At 55.2% G+C, this 20,912-nt stretch carries 15 protein-coding genes and 1 riboswitch; of the genes, 10 read left to right on the top strand and 5 right to left on the bottom strand.

Annotated features, from left to right (window positions below; all coding sequences use genetic code 11):
- Nucleotide 1: 1 nt before the first annotated feature.
- On the bottom strand, nucleotides 2-1,066 hold the full coding sequence (gene hemE / locus Electrica_RS23915; protein WP_131050652.1) for a uroporphyrinogen decarboxylase: 1,065 nt from the start codon (nucleotides 1,064-1,066) through the stop codon (nucleotides 2-4).
- 39 nt (nucleotides 1,067-1,105) lie between these two features.
- A complete protein-coding gene (gene nudC / locus Electrica_RS23920; RefSeq protein WP_100686230.1) occupies nucleotides 1,106-1,879 on the bottom strand; it encodes an NAD(+) diphosphatase in 774 nt (257 codons plus the stop codon).
- Between the two features lie 93 nt (nucleotides 1,880-1,972).
- On the opposite strand from nudC, the gene rsd reads away from it, so the two are divergent.
- From rsd to Electrica_RS23970, 10 genes are all read left to right on the top strand, one after another.
- Nucleotides 1,973-2,470: a sigma D regulator gene (gene rsd, locus Electrica_RS23925; RefSeq protein WP_131050654.1), complete on the top strand. Its 498-nt coding sequence runs from the start codon at nucleotides 1,973-1,975 to the stop codon at nucleotides 2,468-2,470.
- 53 nt (nucleotides 2,471-2,523) lie between these two features.
- Nucleotides 2,524-2,637: riboswitch (TPP riboswitch) on the top strand.
- An 85-nt stretch (nucleotides 2,638-2,722) separates the two neighbouring features.
- A complete protein-coding gene (gene thiC, locus Electrica_RS23930; RefSeq protein WP_141965644.1) occupies nucleotides 2,723-4,618 on the top strand; it encodes a phosphomethylpyrimidine synthase ThiC in 1,896 nt (631 codons plus the stop codon).
- Nucleotides 4,618-5,253, top strand: a complete 636-nt coding sequence (gene thiE / locus Electrica_RS23935) for a thiamine phosphate synthase (protein ID WP_141965646.1) — start codon at nucleotides 4,618-4,620, stop codon at nucleotides 5,251-5,253. Before thiC ends, thiE begins: the two co-directional genes overlap by 1 nt.
- Nucleotides 5,246-6,001 carry a HesA/MoeB/ThiF family protein gene (locus tag Electrica_RS23940; RefSeq protein WP_131050657.1) on the top strand — a complete coding sequence of 252 codons (756 nt, stop codon included), beginning with the start codon at nucleotides 5,246-5,248 and terminating at the stop codon, nucleotides 5,999-6,001. Before thiE ends, Electrica_RS23940 begins: the two co-directional genes overlap by 8 nt.
- Nucleotides 5,985-6,185 carry a sulfur carrier protein ThiS gene (gene thiS, locus Electrica_RS23945; protein WP_100686235.1) on the top strand — a complete coding sequence of 67 codons (201 nt, stop codon included), beginning with the start codon at nucleotides 5,985-5,987 and terminating at the stop codon, nucleotides 6,183-6,185. Before Electrica_RS23940 ends, thiS begins: the two co-directional genes overlap by 17 nt.
- A gap of 1 nt (nucleotide 6,186) precedes the next feature.
- A complete protein-coding gene (gene thiG / locus Electrica_RS23950) occupies nucleotides 6,187-6,957 on the top strand; it encodes a thiazole synthase (RefSeq protein WP_100686236.1) in 771 nt (256 codons plus the stop codon).
- On the top strand, nucleotides 6,954-8,084 hold the full coding sequence (thiH, locus tag Electrica_RS23955; protein ID WP_100686237.1) for a 2-iminoacetate synthase ThiH: 1,131 nt from the start codon (nucleotides 6,954-6,956) through the stop codon (nucleotides 8,082-8,084). The genes thiG and thiH overlap by 4 nt, the downstream gene beginning before the upstream one ends.
- Before the next feature lie 323 nt (nucleotides 8,085-8,407).
- Nucleotides 8,408-9,940: a sensor domain-containing diguanylate cyclase gene (locus tag Electrica_RS23960; RefSeq protein ID WP_141965648.1), complete on the top strand. Its 1,533-nt coding sequence runs from the start codon at nucleotides 8,408-8,410 to the stop codon at nucleotides 9,938-9,940.
- Nucleotides 9,941-10,157: 217 nt separating this feature from the next.
- On the top strand, nucleotides 10,158-10,418 hold the full coding sequence (locus Electrica_RS23965) for a PTS sugar transporter subunit IIB (protein WP_235891583.1): 261 nt from the start codon (nucleotides 10,158-10,160) through the stop codon (nucleotides 10,416-10,418).
- 3 nt (nucleotides 10,419-10,421) lie between these two features.
- Nucleotides 10,422-10,730, top strand: a complete 309-nt coding sequence (locus Electrica_RS23970) for a PTS lactose/cellobiose transporter subunit IIA (protein WP_100686239.1) — start codon at nucleotides 10,422-10,424, stop codon at nucleotides 10,728-10,730.
- Between the two features lie 49 nt (nucleotides 10,731-10,779).
- On the opposite strand, the gene Electrica_RS23975 is transcribed toward Electrica_RS23970, so the two are convergent.
- The 3 genes from Electrica_RS23975 to rpoB form a co-directional block, all read right to left on the bottom strand.
- On the bottom strand, nucleotides 10,780-12,120 hold the full coding sequence (locus Electrica_RS23975) for an anaerobic C4-dicarboxylate transporter (protein ID WP_141965650.1): 1,341 nt from the start codon (nucleotides 12,118-12,120) through the stop codon (nucleotides 10,780-10,782).
- Between the two features lie 413 nt (nucleotides 12,121-12,533).
- Nucleotides 12,534-16,757: a DNA-directed RNA polymerase subunit beta' gene (gene rpoC, locus Electrica_RS23980; protein ID WP_015585387.1), complete on the bottom strand. Its 4,224-nt coding sequence runs from the start codon at nucleotides 16,755-16,757 to the stop codon at nucleotides 12,534-12,536.
- Nucleotides 16,758-16,833: 76 nt separating this feature from the next.
- Complete coding sequence (gene rpoB, locus Electrica_RS23985) at nucleotides 16,834-20,862, bottom strand: DNA-directed RNA polymerase subunit beta (RefSeq protein ID WP_100686242.1); 4,029 nt, start codon at nucleotides 20,860-20,862, stop codon at nucleotides 16,834-16,836.
- Between the last annotated feature and the right edge of the window lie 50 nt (nucleotides 20,863-20,912).

Genomic DNA, 20,912 nt, shown 5'->3' on the forward strand with positions numbered 1-20,912 from the left:
CTTAGCGATGGTATTGTGCCGACAGCCGGTGCACCGCTTCCACAAATACGCCGGCGTGTTCAGGGTTCACATCCTGATGGATGCCATGACCGAGGTTGAAGACATGGCCTTCTCCCTGACCAAAACCGGCCAGTATGGTCGCGACTTCCTCTTCAATACGGCCAGCAGGCGCATACAGCATGGAAGGATCCATATTGCCCTGCAGCGCCACTTTGTGACCGACCCGACGACGCGCGTCGGCGATATCGGTGGTCCAGTCGAGACCCAACGCATCGCAGCCGGTTTCGGCCATCGCTTCCAGCCACTGTCCGCCGCCTTTGGTGAATAACGTCACCGGGACGCGGCGGCCTTCGTTTTCGCGCAGCAGGCCATCAACGATTTTGTGCATGTAGTACAGCGAGAACTGCTGATAATCGCGGCCGGTCAGCACGCCACCCCAGGTATCGAAAATCATCACCGACTGGGCGCCCGCTTTGATTTGGGCGTTCAGGTACAGGGTGACGCTTTTGGCCAGCTTTTCGAGCAGCGCATGCAGCGCCTGCGGGTCGGCATACATCATTTTCTTGATCACGGTAAACGCCTTGCTGCTCCCGCCTTCAACCATATAGGTCGCCAGCGTCCACGGGCTGCCGGAGAAGCCAATTAGCGGAACCTCGCCTTTTAATTCGCGGCGAATCGTCCGCACGGCATTCATCACGTAGCCGAGCTCATCTTCCGGATCGGGCACCGGCAGTTTGTCGACATCGGCCTTACCGGTAATCGTCGAGGTGAAACGGGGACCTTCGCCAGTTTCAAAATAGAGCCCCAGCCCCATTGCGTCCGGGATGGTCAAAATGTCCGAGAAGAGGATAGCTGCATCCAGTTTATAGCGGCGCAGCGGCTGCAATGTGACTTCGCAGGCCAGCTCGGCGTTTTTGCACAGCGACATAAAATCGCCGGCCTGGGCGCGAGTGGCTTTGTACTCCGGTAAATAGCGGCCCGCCTGGCGCATCATCCACACCGGGGTCACATCAACGGGTTGGCGCAGCAGCGCACGCAGATAACGATCGTTCTTCAGTTCGGTCATTTTGCAGTTCCTTAAGCGTCAGGCCGTTATTGTATCACGTCATTCCTCGTCAGCCCGACACATTGCCACGGTGTCTTCTATCAGGCGGCGCGCTACGGTACCCGGCGGCGGCAGCAGCGGTAAATCGTCATAGCGATACCAGCCAGCCTGCAGCAGCTCTTTTTCATCGATAACAATGTCGCCGCTGTCATATTCCGCCATAAATGCGGTCATCAGCGACTGCGGGAACGGCCACGGCTGGGAGGTCACATAGCGCAGATTTTTCACCTTCAGACCGCACTCTTCCATGACCTCGCGGGCAACCGCCTCCTCAAGGGTCTCTCCCACTTCGACAAACCCGGCCAGCACCGTATGTATGCCATTACGATGGCGGGTATGCTGCGCCAGCAAGATAGAATCGTCCCGGCGAATCGCCACGATCATGCAGGGCGCGATTTGCGGGTAATAACGTTCGCGGCAGTGGCTGCAGAGCATCGCCCATTCGGTTTTGCTCGGATGCATTGGATGCCCGCAGTAACCGCAGAATTTATGCGAGCGGTAAAATTCGGCGAGCTGAATCCCGCGCCCCGCCAGCTGAAACAGCCCCGGTTCCTGATCCAATAACTGCCGCAACGATCCCATATCATGCCGACGATCCTGGCACACCATCCACACCGCGTCGCCTTGCCATTCGCCAATATGCAGCGCGTGCTGGCCGACAAGATTGAAATTTACCGCTTCGCCATGTGGTAATTCCCCGTCGGGTAACCATAATTTCTGTTCGTGACTGACTATCCACCAGCCGCTATCTAATTTTTCAATAATACGATCCATATCTATTGCACTACCTTCGTTTTACTGGCAATTTTAACATTATATTTACATTCTGGTGAGCAACGTTATTTTCTTAATCTTGCGGAGTCAACCATGTTAAACCAGCTGGAAAACCTGACGGAACGTGTTGGAGGCAGTAATGAACTGGTCGATCGCTGGCTGCATGTACGTAAGCATTTGCTCGTCGCTTACTACAAGCTGGTTGGCCTGAAACCGGGAAAAGAATCCTTTATGCGGCTTAACGAAAAGGCGCTGGATAACTTTTGCCAAAGCCTGGTGGATTATCTCTCCTCCGGCCATTTTAGTATTTATGAACGCATTCTTGGCGAAATGGAAGGTGATACGCCACTTTTGGCGGTTACCAGGCTCTATCCGCAGCTGGAAGCCAATACCCAGCAAATTATGGATGACTACGACTCCTGCCTCGAAAACGCCATCGATCACGATAATTATCTTGAGTTCCAGCAGGCGCTGTCCGACATCGGCGAAGCGCTGGAAGCCCGCTTTGCGCTGGAAGATAAGCTGATCGCCCTCGCCATTTCGTACAACCTGAAAGATAACGTCAGCGACAATATCGCGCCGACGGCTTGAGTTGTGAACCGTTAACGAGTAATTTACAGACATTCTCCCTCTACGGAGGGAGTGTTATCTTGTCGGAGTGCCTATTTTCCACACTGGAAAAGGCTGAGACCGTTAATTCGGGATCCGCGGAACCTGATCAGGCTAATACCTGCGAAGGGAACAAGAGTAAACTGCAAAGAGCGGCCGTCCCTCAGGGACCAAACGCATCTGTTACTCCATCCGTCGTCTGACAAGCCATCTCCTTTTCATCTGGAATGAGCTATGTCTACAGAAAAACTGACCCGCCGACAGCAGCGCGAACGCGCACAACACTTTATTGATACTCTGGAAGGCACCGCCTTTCCCCGCTCACGACGCATCTATGTTCAGGGCGCACAGGATAGTATTCGCGTGCCGATGCGCGAAATCCAGCTCAGCCCCACGCTTACTGGCGGCGACAAAAGCAACCCACAGTATGAAGAGAACGAAGCCATACCGGTGTATGACACCTCCGGCCCCTACGGCGATCCTGATATAGCCATCGACGTCCGGCAGGGACTGGCGAAGCTGCGCCAGCCGTGGATTGATGCCCGTCACGATTGCGAGCCGTTACATGAACGCAGCTCCCTCTACACCCAAGCGCGCCTGGCCGATGAGGAGCTCGATGCGCTGCGCTTTAGCGGCTCGCTGACGCCAAAACGCGCAAAATCAGGTAAATGCGTCACGCAGCTCCACTACGCGCGCCAGGGCATCGTCACGCCGGAGATGGCGTTCATCGCCATCCGCGAAAATATGGGCCGCGAGCGCATTCGCAGCAAAGTGTTGCGCCACCAGCACCCTGGCGAAGGTTTTGGCGCCCGCCTGCCGGAGAATATCTCCGCCGAGTTCGTCCGCGATGAAGTGGCTGCCGGGCGCGCCATTATTCCCGCCAATATCAACCATCCTGAGTCGGAACCGATGATTATCGGCCGTAATTTTCTGGTGAAGGTCAACGCCAACATCGGTAACTCGGCGGTGACCTCCTCCATCGAAGAGGAGGTGGAAAAACTGGTGTGGTCAACGCGCTGGGGCGCTGACACGGTGATGGATTTGTCCACCGGGCGCTATATTCACGAAACCCGCGAGTGGATCCTGCGCAACAGCCCGGTCCCTATCGGTACCGTCCCCATTTACCAGGCGCTGGAGAAGGTGAACGGTATCGCCGAAAACCTCACCTGGGAAGCCTTCCGCGATACTCTGCTGGAACAGGCAGAACAAGGCGTTGACTACTTCACCATCCATGCCGGCGTCCTGCTGCGCTATGTGCCGATGACCGCCGGACGGCTGACCGGCATTGTCTCCCGCGGCGGTTCGATCATGGCGAAATGGTGCCTTTCCCATCATCAGGAGAACTTCCTGTACCAGCATTTCCGCGAAATCTGCGAAATCTGCGCCGCCTATGATGTCTCGCTCTCCTTAGGCGATGGCCTGCGCCCGGGTTCCATTCAGGATGCCAACGACGAAGCGCAGTTTGCCGAACTGCATACCCTGGGCGAACTCACCAAAATCGCCTGGGAATATGATGTGCAGGTGATGATTGAAGGACCGGGTCACGTGCCGATGCAGATGATCCGCCGCAACATGACCGAAGAGCTGGAGCACTGTCACGAAGCGCCGTTCTATACCCTCGGGCCGTTAACCACCGATATCGCTCCCGGCTATGACCACTTCACCTCCGGTATCGGTGCGGCGATGATCGGCTGGTTCGGCTGCGCCATGCTCTGCTACGTCACGCCAAAAGAGCATCTCGGCCTGCCCAATAAAGAGGACGTGAAGCAGGGATTGATCACCTACAAAATCGCCGCCCACGCCGCCGACCTCGCCAAAGGGCACCCTGGCGCGCAGATCCGCGATAACGCTATGTCCAAAGCGCGGTTTGAATTCCGCTGGGAAGACCAGTTTAACCTCGCGCTCGACCCGTTCACCGCCCGCGCTTATCACGATGAAACGCTGCCGCAGGAGTCGGGAAAAGTCGCCCACTTCTGCTCCATGTGCGGGCCTAAATTCTGTTCAATGAAAATCACCCAGGAAGTCCGCGATTATGCCGCCCGGCAGCATATTGAAGCCGGTATGGCCGACAAATCCCAGGATTTCCGCGCTCTTGGCGGTGAGATCTATTTACGTAAGGAGCAAGCCTGATGTACCAACCCGATTTTCCATCCGTCCCCTTCCGCTTAGGACTCTATCCGGTCGTCGATAGCGTGGAGTGGATTGAACGTTTGCTTACTGCGGGCGTGCGTACTATTCAGCTGCGCATCAAGGATAAACGCGACAGCGAAGTTGAAGACGATGTGATCGCCGCTATTGCCCTGGGACGCCAACACGACGCCCGACTGTTTATTAATGATTACTGGCGGTTGGCCATAAAACATCAGGCTTACGGCGTGCATTTAGGCCAGGAGGATCTGGAAACCACAGACCTCAGCGCAATCCGCAACGCCGGGCTGCGTCTTGGGGTCTCGACTCATGACGATATGGAGATCGACGTCGCGCTGGCCGCACGCCCCTCCTACATCGCCCTGGGCCACGTTTTTCCCACGCAAACCAAACAGATGCCTTCCGCCCCTCAGGGACTGGAACAGCTTGCCCGCCATATCCAGCGTTTGCAGGATTACCCGACGGTAGCGATCGGCGGCATCAGTCTGGCACGGACGCCGGCGGTACTGGAAACCGGCGTCGGCAGTATTGCGGTCGTCAGCGCGATTACTCAGGCGGCTGACTGGCGGCAGGCCACCGCGCAGCTGCTGACTCTCGCGGGAGTCGGCGATGAATGACAGCGATTTCATGCGCTATAGCCGCCAGCTGCTGCTGGAGGATATCGCCATCGAAGGCCAGCAAAAGCTGCTGGCCAGCCGGGTACTGATCGTCGGTCTTGGCGGGCTGGGCTCGCCTGCCGCGCTTTATCTGGCCGGTGCCGGTGTCGGCACGCTGGTGCTGGCCGATGACGACGACGTGCACGTCAGCAACCTCCAGCGGCAAATTCTGTTCACCAGCGATGATATCGCTCAGCCCAAAACCACGGCCGCCAGAGCAAGGCTGGCTCGTCTCAACCCGCAGATTGAACTGATTGCCCTGAAGCAGCGGTTAGGCGGAAAGGCCCTGCTGGATGAAGTGACGCAGGCCGATGTGGTACTGGATTGCACCGATAACATGGTGACCCGCCAGGCTATCAATGCCGCCTGCGTCGCGCTTAAGACCCCGCTGATCACCGCCAGCGCCGTCGGGCTGGGAGGCCAGCTGATGGTACTGACGCCGCCGTGGGAACAGGGCTGCTACCGCTGCCTGTGGCCGGATGCTAACGAGCCCGAACGCAACTGCCGTACGGCGGGCATTATCGGCCCGGTGGTGGGCATGATGGGTACCCTGCAGGCGCTGGAGGCGATCAAACTGCTCAGCGGCATGGCGACGCCGCGTAATACTCTGCGCCTGTTCGATGCCCGCACCAGCAGCTGGCGCGCGCTCGCATTACAGCGGGCTCAGGACTGTCCGGTATGTGGAGGGCAGCATGCAGGTATGGTTTAACGATGAACCGTTGCAGTGCGCCGACGCGACATCCGTCGCCACCCTGCTCACTCAACTGGAACAGCATCAACCGGGCGTCGCGCTGGCGCTCAATCAACACATCCTGCCGCGTGAGCGCTGGGAACACCATCTTCTGCAGGAAGGCGACCAAATCCTGCTTTTTCAGGTTATCGCCGGAGGCTGACATGTTACGTATTGCGGATAAAACGTTTGAATCACATCTTTTCACCGGTACCGGTAAATTCGCCGCCCCTGACGTCATGGTGGAGGCGATTCGCGCCTCCGGCAGTCAACTGGTGACGCTGGCGATGAAGCGCGTCGATCTCCGTCAGCATAATGACGCGATCCTCGCGCCGCTGCTGGCGGCTGGCGTGAGCCTGCTGCCTAATACCTCCGGGGCCAAAACGGCAGAAGAAGCCATATTTGCCGCCCGTCTGGCGCGGGAAGCGCTGGGCACCCACTGGCTGAAACTGGAAATCCACCCGGATGCGCGCTGGCTGCTCCCCGATCCGATTGAAACGCTGAAAGCGGCAGAAATTCTGGTACGGGAAGGCTTCGTGGTGTTGCCCTACTGCGGCGCCGATCCGGTGCTGTGCAAGCGTCTGGAAGAGGCGGGCTGCGCGGCGGTGATGCCGCTCGGCGCGCCGATAGGTTCCAATCAGGGGCTGGAAACCAAAGCGATGCTGGAGATTATTATCGAGCAGGCCACGGTGCCTGTAGTGGTTGATGCGGGTATTGGCGTGCCGAGCCACGCGGCGCAGGCGCTGGAAATGGGCGCTGACGCGGTACTGGTGAATACCGCCATCGCCGTTGCCGACGACCCGGTCACCATGGCCCGGGCTTTCCGTCTGGCGATTGATGCCGGATTGCTGGCGCGACAGGCCGGCCCGGGCGCGCGCAGCGCGCAGGCGCAGGCCACCAGCCCGTTGACCGGCTTTCTGGAGGCGCTGGTATGAATACCTTCACTGACCGCTGGCGGCAGCTGGACTGGGACGACATTCGCCTGCGTATCAACAGTAAAACCCCCGCCGACGTTGAACGCGCCCTGGCGGCAAAACAGCTCAGCCGTGACGATATGATGGCCCTGCTCTCTCCTGCCGCCGCAGGTTATCTGGAGCCTCTGGCGCAGCGTGCCCAGCGTCTGACCCGCCAGCGTTTTGGTAATACCGTCAGCTTTTATGTCCCGCTGTATCTCTCTAATCTGTGCGCCAACGATTGTACCTACTGCGGTTTCTCAATGAGTAACCGCATTAAGCGCAAGACCCTGGATGAGGCGGAAATTGCCCGTGAATGCGCGGCGATCCGCGAAATGGGCTTTGAGCATCTGCTGCTGGTGACCGGCGAGCATCAGGGCAAAGTTGGCATGGACTATTTTCGCCAGCATCTGCCCGCCATTCGTCGCCAGTTCGCCTCGCTGCATATGGAGGTCCAGCCGCTGGCGATGGAGGAGTATGCCGAGCTGAAAACGCTCGGACTGGACGGCGTGATGGTCTATCAGGAGACCTATCATGAAAGCATGTATGCGAAACATCATCTGAAAGGCAAAAAGCAGGACTTCTTCTGGCGGCTGGATACGCCGGACAGGCTTGGACAGGCGGGGATTGATAAGATTGGCCTTGGCGCATTAATTGGCCTCTCCGACAGCTGGCGCGTGGATTGCTTTATGGTGGCGGAACATCTGCTGTGGCTCCAGCAACGCTACTGGCGCAGCCGCTACTCCATCTCCTTTCCACGACTACGTCCTTGCGCCGGGGGGATCGAGCCCGCCTCATTAATGGATGAGCGGCAGCTGGTGCAGACCATTTGCGCCTTCCGCCTGCTGGCCCCGGAAGTTGAACTCTCGCTCTCCACCCGCGAATCCCCCTGGTTCCGCGATCGGGTTATCCCGCTGGCCATCAACAACGTCAGCGCCTTTTCGAAAACCCAGCCCGGCGGGTATGCCGATAATCATCCGGAGCTGGAGCAGTTCGCGCCTCACGATGATCGTCGCCCGGAAGAGGTCGCCAGCGCGCTGGTGGCCAGCGGACTACAGCCGGTATGGAAAGACTGGGATAGCTGGCTGGGACGCGCTTCCCAGTCTTGATGATGAAGAATGTCATTCCTTAAATGTTCTTCGTGGACGCTCGTAATAAGAGAAACGGAAGATGGTGGTCATATCGCCGTTTCTCTATTCTGCCCTTGTCAGCAGCGGATGCTGTCCAGGGCGAATGATCTCTCTTCCTCACTTTCGCCCTGCTCCATCCTCTTCGTTACGCAGGGCGTTTTATTCATATCGAATATAAATCAGCCCATATCACAACGTCAGCGTTATAATTACCGGAGTTTTTACTGATTCGCTCAGCAGGCATGCTGGCTAAACCTGCGTCTTCACCCACGGTTTAACTCTTCTGGAACGATTTACGATTCATGGCTCGTCATAACAGAAAGCTCTCTTTCACCGCGCCGATTGTGATCGGGTTTACGGGTATTTTATTCAGCTTCTTGCTCATCGCGGTGTTTGCCACGATGGCGCAAAGAAAAGATCTTCTTGAAGATTATCATCATATTAACCGCAACTTCACCCATAACATGGCGACGAACTACACGGAGACGCTGCTGCGTGGCAATGACTTCATCCTCAGTCGCGCCGCGACTTTCTTCGCACGTAATGATGAGCTGAACAATGCGGTCAACGTCAATCCGGAAAAAGGTTTGATGCTGTTAATGCAATTGCAAAATATGATGCAGACCGTTTCGTCAATTTCGCTGGCGGATACCGATGGGCACTATATGCGTGCGCCCGAAGTCCTTAAGACCGAAGACAGCCAGGCCTTCAACGCCAAATCAAGACCGTGGTTTATTAAGCAAGCGGAAGCCAGTACCTTCAGCCGGTATACCAGCCCGTACATCGACTACTTCACGCATCATCCGACGATTTCCCTCTACAAACCCGTCATCTCTGCGGAAGGACGGCTGAAAGGCAGCCTCGCTTTTCATCTCGATCTGATCTCAATGGGCTACGCGTTACGGCAGATGGTCGCCCCGGTACAGGGGGAATTTTTTGTTGTGCAACGTGATGGTAAAGTTGTTCTGCATCCCGACCCTGGCGCATTGTTTAAACCCTACGTCAGTGAAGCATTGATGGACAGAATGACCAGCGGTGAAGGCCAGCTTTACGATACCAATACCGACGCCTGGTACTATTACTATTCATTTACCAACCCCGACTGGTTTGTCATTTATCGTGTCGATAACTCGGCGCTCATCAACTTAACGCGCCATGAAACGGATATCGTCTCATGGAGTTTTGCCCTGGCCGCTATCATCATCGTGCTGTTCGGACTCTATCTGCGTCATGCGTCACGTACCGTGCTGATGAACATTATTAATGCCATTAAAACCGGGGATGTACAGCGCGCCCCACGCCTGGAAGCGATGCTCAGCAAAGCGATTGAGAGCAATAAGCAGCGCGAGTTAACCTACGTTCGCCAGGCGACCATCGACGCGCTAACCGGCTGCAAGAACCGGCGCGCCTTCGATAGCGATATTGCCGCGCTGATGAACGATCATCAGCCCTTCTCTCTCGCGCTGGTTGATATTGATAACTTCAAAACGATAAATGACACCTGGGGCCACCTCAATGGCGATATCGTTCTGCGCAATGTCGCCCGCGAAGGGCTGCAGATCCTCCAGCCCCTGCAAATTTCACTTTATCGCTACGGCGGCGAAGAATTTGCGGTGCTATTCGCCGCCGGGCATAGCGATAACGCTCTGATGCTGCTGGAGAGCTGGCGGGCACGCGTCGCGCAGCGTTCCTGGCGCGAAGAGGGACTGGCGGTAACCTTCAGCGCGGGCCTGGGCGAATGGAATATGGAGCCCCTGGAGCAGCTGGTGGTGAGCGTTGATGAAGCCCTTTATAAAGCCAAGCAGCAGGGCAAAAACCGTATCACCCGCGCATAAATTCGCCGGGCTGCACAGGCCCGTCAGCCCGGCTGTTACTGTTTTCCACCCTAAAACCGAAACCGGTTTCATTATTTTGTGATGCCTTACACACAATCACGGCAAAGCGGTTGTCGTGTCTGTCGGCCCGCGATAAAGATGATGCATCAAGGGAACATAAGGGCCATCAACTATGAAGAATATCGTTTTATGCTGCGCCGCTGGAATGTCCACCAGCATGCTGGTTCAACGTATGCAGGCTGCTGCGCAACAAAAGGGGGTGGAAGTCTCCATCAAAGCCGTACCGGTTGCCGAGTTTAAAGATAATCTTGCGGCTGCCGATATTATCCTGCTCGGTCCTCAGGTGAAGTACGAGCAAGCTAAGCTACAGGCGCTGGCCGACCCGTTTGGTAAAAAAGTCGCCGTTATCGATATGATGGATTACGGCATGATGAAAGGCGATGCTGTTCTCGATAAAGCCCTGAAGTTGATGGAGTAAGTCATGGAAGATTTAGAAACGATCATCATGGAGCTGTTGGTGAATGCGGGTTCAGCCCGCAGTTCAGCATTAACGGCTCTGCAGCTGGCCCGCAAAGGTGATTTTGCGGCTTCCGAGCAGGCAATGGCAGAATCACATGAGTTTGTGAAGCACGCGCATAAAATTCAGACCCAGCTCATCGGCCTCGATGAAGGCTCAGGCAAACTGCCGGTGAACCTGATTACCGTTCACTCCCAGGATCACCTGATGAATGCCATGGTGATACAGGATCTGGCAACCGATATGATTGAACTGTATCGTCGCACCGCATAGTTAATAAACGCGGTGAATAGCAGGTGCCCCTCAGGCACCTGCTTTTTTATTACAAGAAACCGTAAAGCGCGGCAAAGACCCAGCCAAACACGCACGAAACGCTGACGCCAATGAGCCCCGGCAGAATAAAGCTATGGTTAATCACAAAGCGACCGATATGCGTCGTTCCTGAGCGATCGAACTGAATCGCCGCCAGGTCGCTTGGGTAGGTTGGCAGAATATAATAGCCGTAGCAGGCTGGCGCGGAGGCAACAATGTAGGCCGGATCGACGCCAATCGCCAGCGCCACCGGGACAATCGCCGCCAGCGCCGCCGCCTGGGAATTAACGAATTTGGACACAATCAGCAGGACGATGGCATAGGCCCACGGGTACTCCTTCACCATTTCGCCAAGCACGCCTTTAATCTCCGACATGTGCGCGCCGAACATCGTTTCCGCCATCCACGCGATACCGTACACCGCCACAATGGCGATCATCCCCGAGCGGAAAACCTCATTCTTCGAAATCGACGCCGGGTTTGTTTTGGTAATGATGATAATGAGCGCGCCGGAGAACAGCATAAACATCTGAATCACCAGCACCATTGACAGCGGCTTACCGTCGAAAGCAGGACGCAGCGCCGAAAACGCCCCCAGAACGGCCACTACGGCAATCGAGGCGAGGAAGACCCACATAGCGACCCAGTTACTGGTCGGCAGTTTTCGGTCCAGCAGCGTTGCCGTATCGCCATAAACATAATGACGGTTTTCCGGCGTTGAGATGAAAGCCTGAAACTCTTCGTCTTTATCTAAGTCTTTACCGCGGAACCAGCTAAAAATACCGATGGCCAGAATCCCCAGCAGCGTAGAGGGAATGGTAATAGCCAGCAGGTCGAGGAATTCGAGGTGCTTGCCGTTGAAGGTAAAATTCCCCAGCATCGCCACCAATGACACCACCGCCACAGACACCGGGCTGGCGATAATCCCCATCTGTGCGCCAATGGAGCTTGCCGCCATCGGGCGCTCGGGGCGAATATTGTTCTTGATAGCGACGTCATAAATAATCGGCAGAATCGTATAAACCACGTGGCCAGTGCCGCAAAGAATGGTCAGCGTACAGGTGACGAAGGGAGCGACAATGGAGACATATTTTGGATTGCGCCGCAGAAGTTTCTCCGCTATCTGCAGCATCACATCTAAGCCGCCGGAAGCCTGAAGCGTCGCCGAGGCGGCGACCACCGCAATGATCACCAGCATCACATCAACCGGCGGTTTACCCGGCTGAAGATGAAAGACAAAGACCAAAATAACCAGCCCGATACCGCCTAAAAGACCCAGTGCGATACCGCCTTTTCTGGCACCATAAAAGAGACAAATTAAGATAATGACGAGTTGTATTGCGAATTCCATGCTTCCCCCAGCCCCTGGCTATGAAAATCAAAAGACTTCTCTTCCGCTGCCGTATTATTTAGCCATCTCCCCCAGCGTATTTTTCGGATATAACCCGCCCTCCCCGGCTTCATGAAACCGAAGATAAAAGCAAAAGTAATCACATGATTAATTGGACTTTTTGACTATGTCGCCTTTGATTTGCTGATTTTTTGATACGTGTAGAATTTTTACCCATCAATAAGTGTGGGTATTAAGAAAAAACAGCCGGCCGGTTTTTATATGAATTATTTGCTGCTTAATTGAGGGGGAAATATTAATGGAATGTAATTCATTATGAGGAGACAGAGGTGGATATTATCGTGGCGCGGCGCCGGGATAATAAAAAAGCCAGTCAGGAAACCTGACTGGCTTTTTAAGCGTAGCGTCAACGATTAATCGTTGTCGGAACCGCCCAGACCTGCGTTCAGCAGTTCTGCCAGGTTAGCAGAAGCTTCTTCCACGCTCACCTGAGGTGCTGCAGGCTGTTCGCCCGCGGCGCGGCGACGCATACGATCCTGGTGGTACGCATAGCCGGTACCCGCCGGGATCAGACGACCGACGATAACGTTCTCTTTCAGGCCGCGCAGTTCGTCGCGTTTGCCCGCAACGGCTGCTTCGGTCAGGACACGTGTGGTCTCCTGGAACGATGCGGCAGAGATGAACGACTCGGTTGCCAGAGACGCTTTGGTGATACCCAGCAGGTCGCGGGAGTAAGTCGCCGCCACTTTGCCATTCGCTTCCAGATCGCGGTTAGCAATCTTGACGCGGGAGTATTCAACCTGTTCGCCTTCCAGGAAGTCGGAGCTACCTGCGCTTTCGATGGTCGCTTTACGCAGCATCTGACGAACGATAACTTCGATGTGCTTATCGTTAATCTTAACGCCTTGCAGACGGTAAACGTCCTGCACTTCGTTGGTGATATAACGCGTTACCGCGTGTACGCCACGAAGACGCAGAATGTCGTGCGGAGCTTCCGGACCGTCGGAAACCACATCACCACGTTCTACACGTTCACCTTCGAACACGTTCAGCTGACGCCATTTCGGAATCATCTCTTCGTACGGATCGCTGCCGTCTAACGGAGTGATAACCAGACGACGTTTGCCTTTGGTTTCTTTACCGAAGGAAATGATACCGCTGATTTCCGCCAGGATAGCCGGCTCTTTCGGACGACGTGCTTCGAACAGATCCGCAACGCGCGGCAGACCACCGGTGATGTCCTTGGTACCACTGGATTCCTGCGGAATACGTGCCAGAGCGTCACCCGCACTGATCTGTACGCCATCTTCCAGCTGGACAATCGCTTTGCCCGGCAGGAAGTACTGAGCAGGCATATCGGTACCCGGGATCAGAACATCGTTGCCCTGTGCATCAACAATTTTCAGCGCCGGACGCAGATCTTTACCACCCGCGGTACGTTCTGCAGAATCCAGAACCACCAGCGAAGACAGACCGGTCAGCTCGTCGGTCTGACGAGTAATGGTCTGGCCGTCAATCATGTCAGTAAAGCGGATGAAACCACTGACTTCAGAGATAACCGGCATGGTATGCGGATCCCAGTTTGCCACGGTTTCACCGCCGGCAACCTGCTCGCCATCGCCTTTCGCCATAACCGCACCGTAAGGCACTTTATAGCTTTCTTTGGTACGACCGAATTCGTCGATCAGCTTCAGCTCGGTGTTACGCGAGGTCACAACCAGCTTGCCAGCGGAGTTTACAACCGACTTGGCGTTAGACAGCTTGATGCTACCCTTGTTTTTCACCTGAATGCTGGATTCAGCAGCCGCACGAGATGCCGCACCACCGATGTGGAACGTACGCATCGTCAGCTGTGTACCCGGCTCACCGATGGACTGTGCCGCGATAACGCCGATGGCTTCACCTTTGTTGATGATGTGGCCACGCGCCAGGTCACGACCGTAGCAGTGCGCACATACACCAAAGTCGGTGTCACAGGATACAACGGAACGCACTTTGACGGAGTCAACGGAGTTCTCTTCCAGCAGATCACACCAGTGCTCGTGCAGCAGCGTGTTGCGTGGAACCAGAATGTCCGCGGTACCCGGCTTCAGAACGTCTTCAGCGGTCACACGACCCAGTACGCGATCGCGCAGCGGCTCTTTAACATCGCCACCCTCGATAACCGGGGTCATGGTGATGCCTTCCAGGGTGCCGCAGTCATCTTCAGTGACAACCAGATCCTGGGCAACGTCAACCAGACGACGGGTCAGGTAACCGGAGTTCGCTGTTTTCAGTGCGGTATCCGCCAGACCTTTACGCGCACCGTGAGTAGAGATGAAGTACTGGAGTACGTTCAGACCTTCACGGAAGTTCGCGGTGATTGGCGTTTCGATGATGGAGCCATCCGGCTTCGCCATCAGACCACGCATACCTGCCAGCTGACGAATCTGTGCCGCAGAACCACGCGCACCGGAGTCGGCCATCATGTAGATGCTGTTGAAGGAAACCTGCTGCTCTTCGACGCCGTCACGGTTAATCACGGTTTCGGTTTGCAGGTTATCCATCATCGCTTTGGATACACGATCGTTCGCCGCAGCCCAGATATCGATAACTTTGTTATAGCGTTCGCCCGCGGTAACCAGACCGGACTGGAACTGTTCCTGGATCTCAGCAACTTCGGCTTCCGCCTCAGAGATGATCTCGTGTTTTTTCTCCGGGATGACCATGTCATCGATACCCACGGATGCACCTGAACGCGCTGCATAAGCAAAGCCGGTGTACATCGTCTGGTCCGCAAAAATAACGGTCGGTTTCAGGCCCAGAATACGGTAGCAGGTATTCAGCATCTTAGAGATGGCTTTCTTACCCAGCGCCTGGTTCACGATAGAGAACGGCAGACCTTTCGGCACGATCATCCACAGAATCGCACGGCCAACGGTCGTGTCTTTCAGGCTGGTTTTCGCAACGAACTGGCCGTTTTCATCTTTTTCATATTCGGTGATACGCACTTTAACGCGCGCATGCAGAGAGGCCAGACCGGCGCGATAAATACGCTCCGCTTCTTTCGGGCCAGTCAGCACCATGCCTTCGCCTTTGGCGTTAACACAGTCACGGGTCATGTAGTACAGACCCAGTACAACGTCCTGAGACGGAACGATGATTGGCTCGCCGTTCGCCGGAGACAGGATGTTGTTGGTAGACATCATCAGCGCACGCGCTTCGAGCTGGGCTTCCAGCGTCAGCGGTACGTGAACAGCCATCTGGTCACCATCGAAGTCGGCGTTATAGGCCGCACAAACCAGCGGGTGCAGCTGGATAGCTTTACCTTCGATCAGTACCGGCTCAAATGCCTGGATACCCAGACGGTGCAGGGTTGGTGCACGGTTCAGCAGTACCGGGTGTTCGCGGATAACTTCGTCCAGGATATCCCAAACGACAGCTTCTTCGCGCTCAACCATTTTCTTCGCGGCTTTGATGGTGGTGGCGAGGCCACGCAGTTCCAGCTTGCCGTAAATGAACGGTTTGAACAGCTCCAGCGCCATTTTCTTCGGCAGACCGCACTGATGCAGACGCAGGTATGGACCTACGGTGATAACAGAACGACCGGAGTAGTCAACACGCTTACCGAGCAGGTTCTGACGGAAACGACCCTGCTTACCTTTGATCATGTCGGCCAAAGATTTCAGAGGACGCTTGTTAGAACCGGTGATCGCACGACCGCGACGACCGTTATCCAGCAGGGCGTCGACCGCTTCCTGCAGCATACGTTTTTCGTTGCGTACGATGATATCCGGCGCAGCCAGATCCAGCAGACGTTTCAGACGGTTGTTACGGTTAATGACGCGACGATACAGATCGTTCAGGTCAGAAGTCGCGAAACGACCACCATCCAGCGGTACCAGCGGGCGCAGATCTGGCGGCAGAACCGGCAGAACGGTCAGGATCATCCACTCCGGCTTGTTGCCAGACTGAACGAACGCTTCCAGCAGCTTGATACGCTTGGTCAGCTTTTTACGTTTGGTTTCGGAGTTAGTTTCGTTCAGCTCTTCACGCAGCTGCTCGCACTCTTGCTCCAGATCCATGCTTTTCAGCAGGGCCTGAATAGCTTCCGCACCCATCTTCGCATCGAATTCGTCACCAAACTCTTCCAGCGCATCCAGATACTGCTCTTCAGTCAGGATCTGGTTACGTTCCAGGTTGGTCATCCCGCCTTCGATAACCACATAGGATTCGAAGTACAGAACGCGTTCGATATCACGCAGCGGCATATCCAGCAGCAGGCCGATACGGGACGGCAGCGATTTCAGGAACCAAATGTGGGCGGTCGGAGAGGCCAGTTCGATGTGGCCCATGCGCTCACGACGCACTTTGGTCTGGGTCACTTCAACGCCGCACTTCTCACAGATAACACCACGGTGTTTCAGGCGCTTGTACTTACCGCACAGGCACTCGTAATCTTTTACCGGCCCAAAGATACGGGCGCAGAAAAGGCCGTCACGCTCAGGCTTGAACGTACGGTAGTTGATGGTTTCCGGCTTTTTAACTTCACCAAAAGACCATGAACGGATCATGTCTGGCGAGGCCAGAGCAATTTTGATCGCATCAAACTCTTCGGTTTTAGTTTGCGCTTTCAGAAACTTTAATAAGTCTTTCACGGATTTGCTCCCGTCGGAGTTAGCACAATCTGGCGCCGGGGGTTACCCCGGCACCAGTGACCTGTTTGAGCGAGAGTTACTCGTCTTCCAGTTCGATGTTGATGCCCAGCGAGCGAATCTCTTTCAACAGTACGTTGAAGGATTCCGGCATGCCCGGTTCCATCTGATGGTTGCCGTCCACGATGTTTTTATACATCTTGGTACGACCGTTGACGTCATCAGACTTAACGGTGAGCATTTCCTGCAGGGTGTATGCTGCGCCATAAGCTTCCAGCGCCCACACTTCCATCTCACCGAAGCGCTGACCACCGAACTGAGCCTTACCACCCAGCGGCTGCTGAGTAACCAGGCTGTAAGAACCGGTAGAACGCGCATGCATTTTGTCATCAACCAGGTGGTTCAGTTTCAGCATGTACATATAGCCAACGGTAACCTGGCGCTCGAATTGCTCACCAGTACGACCGTCGAACAGGGTAATCTGACCGGAAGTTGGCAGGCCACCCAGCTGTAACAGTGCCTTGATTTCAGACTCTTTCGCACCGTCGAAGACCGGCGTTGCGATCGGCATACCTTTTTTCAGGTTTTCAGCAAGACGCAGAACTTCATCATCGGTGAAGGTATTCAGATCGACCTTCTGACGAACATCGGTACCCAGGTCATACGCTTTCTGGATGAACTCGCGCAGTTTGGCGACTTCCTGCTGCTGTTTCAGCATGGCGTTGATTTTCTCACCGATGCCTTTCGCAGCCATACCCAGGTGGGTTTCCAGAATCTGACCGATGTTCATACGAGACGGTACGCCCAGCGGGTTCAGTACGATGTCGACCGGCGTGCCGTTTTCATCGTAAGGCATATCTTCGATCGGGTTGATCTTAGAGATAACACCCTTGTTACCGTGACGACCTGCCATTTTGTCACCCGGCTGAATCTGACGTTTAACGGCCAGATACACTTTAACAATCTTCAGCACGCCCGGTGCCAGATCGTCGCCCTGAGTGATTTTGCGGCGTTTCGCTTCGAGTTTTTTCTCGAACTCGTGTTTCAGTTCGTCGTACTGCTCAGCCAGCTGTTCCAGCTGATTTTGTTTCTCTTCGTCGGTCAGGCCCAGTTCCAGCCAGCGATCGCGCGGCAGCTTGTCGAGCTTCTCAGCTTCAACACCACCGGCAACCAGCACCGCGTAGATACGGCCAAACAGGCCGGCTTCGAGGATCTGCAGTTCTTCAGACAGGTCTTTTTTAGCCTGCTTCAGCTGCATCTCTTCGATTTCCAGCGCACGTTTGTCTTTTTCCACGCCATCGCGGGTGAAGACCTGAACGTCGATAACCGTACCGGAAACACCGTTCGGTACGCGCAGAGAAGAGTCTTTAACGTCAGACGCTTTCTCGCCGAAGATCGCGCGCAGCAGTTTCTCTTCTGGCGTCAGCTGGGTTTCGCCTTTCGGAGTCACCTTACCAACCAGAATGTCGCCGCCGGTCACTTCTGCACCGATGTAAACGATACCGGATTCGTCCAGTTTAGAGAGCGCAGCTTCACCCACGTTCGGGATATCAGCGGTGATCTCTTCCGGCCCCAGCTTGGTGTCACGGGACACACAGGCCAGTTCCTGAATATGAATCGTGGTGAAACGATCTTCCTGAACCACACGCTCGGAAACGAGGATGGAGTCTTCGAAGTTGTAACCATTCCACGGCATGAACGCTACGCGCATATTCTGACCGAGAGCCAGTTCACCGAGGTCGGTGGACGGACCGTCTGCCAGCACGTCGCCGCGCTCAATTGGCTCACCCAGAGACACGCAAGGCATCTGGTTGATGCAGGTGTTCTGGTTAGAACGGGTGTACTTGGTCAGGTTATAGATGTCGATACCTGCTTCGCCCGGGTACATCTCGTCTTCGTTAACTTTGATAACGATACGGGATGCATCCACGTACTGAACCAGGCCGCCACGTTTGGCTACTGCGGTAACACCGGAGTCGACGGCTACAGCACGTTCCATACCGGTACCAACCAGCGGCTTATCAGCGCGCAGAGTCGGAACCGCCTGACGTTGCATGTTCGCCCCCATCAATGCACGGTTGGCGTCATCGTGTTCCAGGAACGGGATCAGGGACGCACCGACGGAAACCACCTGCTGGGTGGAAACGTCCATGTAGTCAACCTGATCGCGGCTGAACAAGCTGGATTCGCCTTTGCTACGGCAGGTAACCAGGTCTTCTACAAAGTGGCCGTTTTCGTCCAGGTTGGAGTTCGCCTGAGCGATAACGTAGTTGCCTTCTTCGATAGCAGACAGGTAGTGAATTTCGTCGGTCACAACACCGTCGGTCACTTTACGATACGGAGTCTCGAGGAAGCCGTATTCGTTAGTCTGTGCGTACACGGACAGGGAGTTGATCAGACCGATGTTCGGACCTTCAGGCGTTTCGATTGGACATACGCGACCGTAGTGAGTCGGGTGTACGTCTCGAACTTCGAAGCCTGCGCGCTCACGGGTCAGACCGCCTGGGCCGAGTGCAGAGATACGACGTTTGTGCGTAATCTCGGACAGCGGGTTGTTCTGGTCCATAAACTGAGACAGCTGGCTGGAACCAAAGAACTCTTTCACTGCCGCAGAAATCGGCTTGGCGTTGATCATATCCTGAGGCATCAGGGTATCCAGATCGCCCAGAGACAGACGCTCTTTCACCGCACGCTCAACACGTACCAGGCCAACGCGGAACTGGTTTTCCGCCATTTCGCCTACGGAACGGATACGACGGTTACCGAGGTGGTCGATATCATCGACTTCGCCTTTACCGTTACGGATATCGATGAGCTTCTTCATCACTTCGATGATGTCGTCTTTGCTCAGGATACCGGAACCTTCGATTTCATCGCGCAGCAGAGAACGGTTGAACTTCATACGACCGACCGCAGACAGATCATAGCGGTCTTCGGAGAAGAACAGGTTCTCGAACAGGCTTTCCGCTGCTTCACGAGTCGGCGGCTCACCCGGGCGCATCATGCGGTAGATTTCTACCAGCGCGCTCAGACGATCGTTAGTCGGGTCGACACGTACAGTTTCAGAAATGTACGGACCGTGGTCCAGATCGTTGGTGAACAGAGTCTCGATACGCTTGTGGCCAGACTGGCTCAGCTTCGCCAGCAGATCCAGGCTCAGCTCCATGTTTGCCGGGCAGATCAGTTCGCCAGTGGCTTCATCGATATAATCTTTGGCCGCCACTTTACCCGCAATATATTCAACCGGAACTTCGATATGCTTGATATCGTCTTTTTCCAGCTGACGGATATGGCGAGCGGTGATGCGACGGGCTTTCTCGACGTAGATTTTGCCGTTCGCTTCGATGTCGAAGGAAGCCGTTTCACCGCGCAGACGCTCCGGTACCAGTTCCATCTGCAGCTTGTTGTCGCGAATTTCAAAGACCACTTTCTCGAAGAACAGGTCAAGGATCTGCTCAGTGGTGTAATTCAGCGCGCGCAGGATGATGGTGGCCGGCAGCTTACGACGACGGTCGATACGGACAAACAGGTTGTCTTTCGGATCGAACTCGAAGTCCAGCCAGGAACCGCGGTAAGGAATGATACGTGCGTTATACAGGACCTTACCGGAAGAGTGAGTCTTACCTTTGTCAGAGTCAAAGAAGACGCCCGGGCTACGGTGCAGCTGAGAAACGATAACACGTTCAGTACCGTTGATAACAAAGGTACCGTTGTCGGTCATGAGCGGAATTTCGCCCATGTAGACTTCTTGTTCTTTAATGTCTTTAACAGTGCCTTCCGGCGCTTCGCGCTCGTAGATCACCAGACGCAGTTTAACGCGCAGCGGTGCCGAGTAGGTCACGCCACGGATCTGACATTCTTTAACATCAAAAACAGGTTCGCCCAGACGGTAGCTGACGTATTGCAGCTCAGAGTTACCGCTGTAGCTTTTAATCGGGAACACGGAACGGAAAGCAGCTTCCAGACCGTACTGCCCTTCAGGATCTTGCTCGATAAACTTCTGAAACGAGTCAAGCTGGATAGAAAGGAGATAAGGTATGTCCAGAACCTGCGGACGTTTACCAAAATCCTTACGAATACGTTTTTTCTCGGTATAGGAGTAAACCATAGGGTTCCTCAGCTCGCTGACAAGTCGACCCGTCTGCCCAAATAAGGCAG

Source organism: Klebsiella electrica (assembly GCF_006711645.1).
Taxonomy (GTDB): Bacteria; Pseudomonadota; Gammaproteobacteria; order Enterobacterales; family Enterobacteriaceae; genus Klebsiella; species Klebsiella electrica.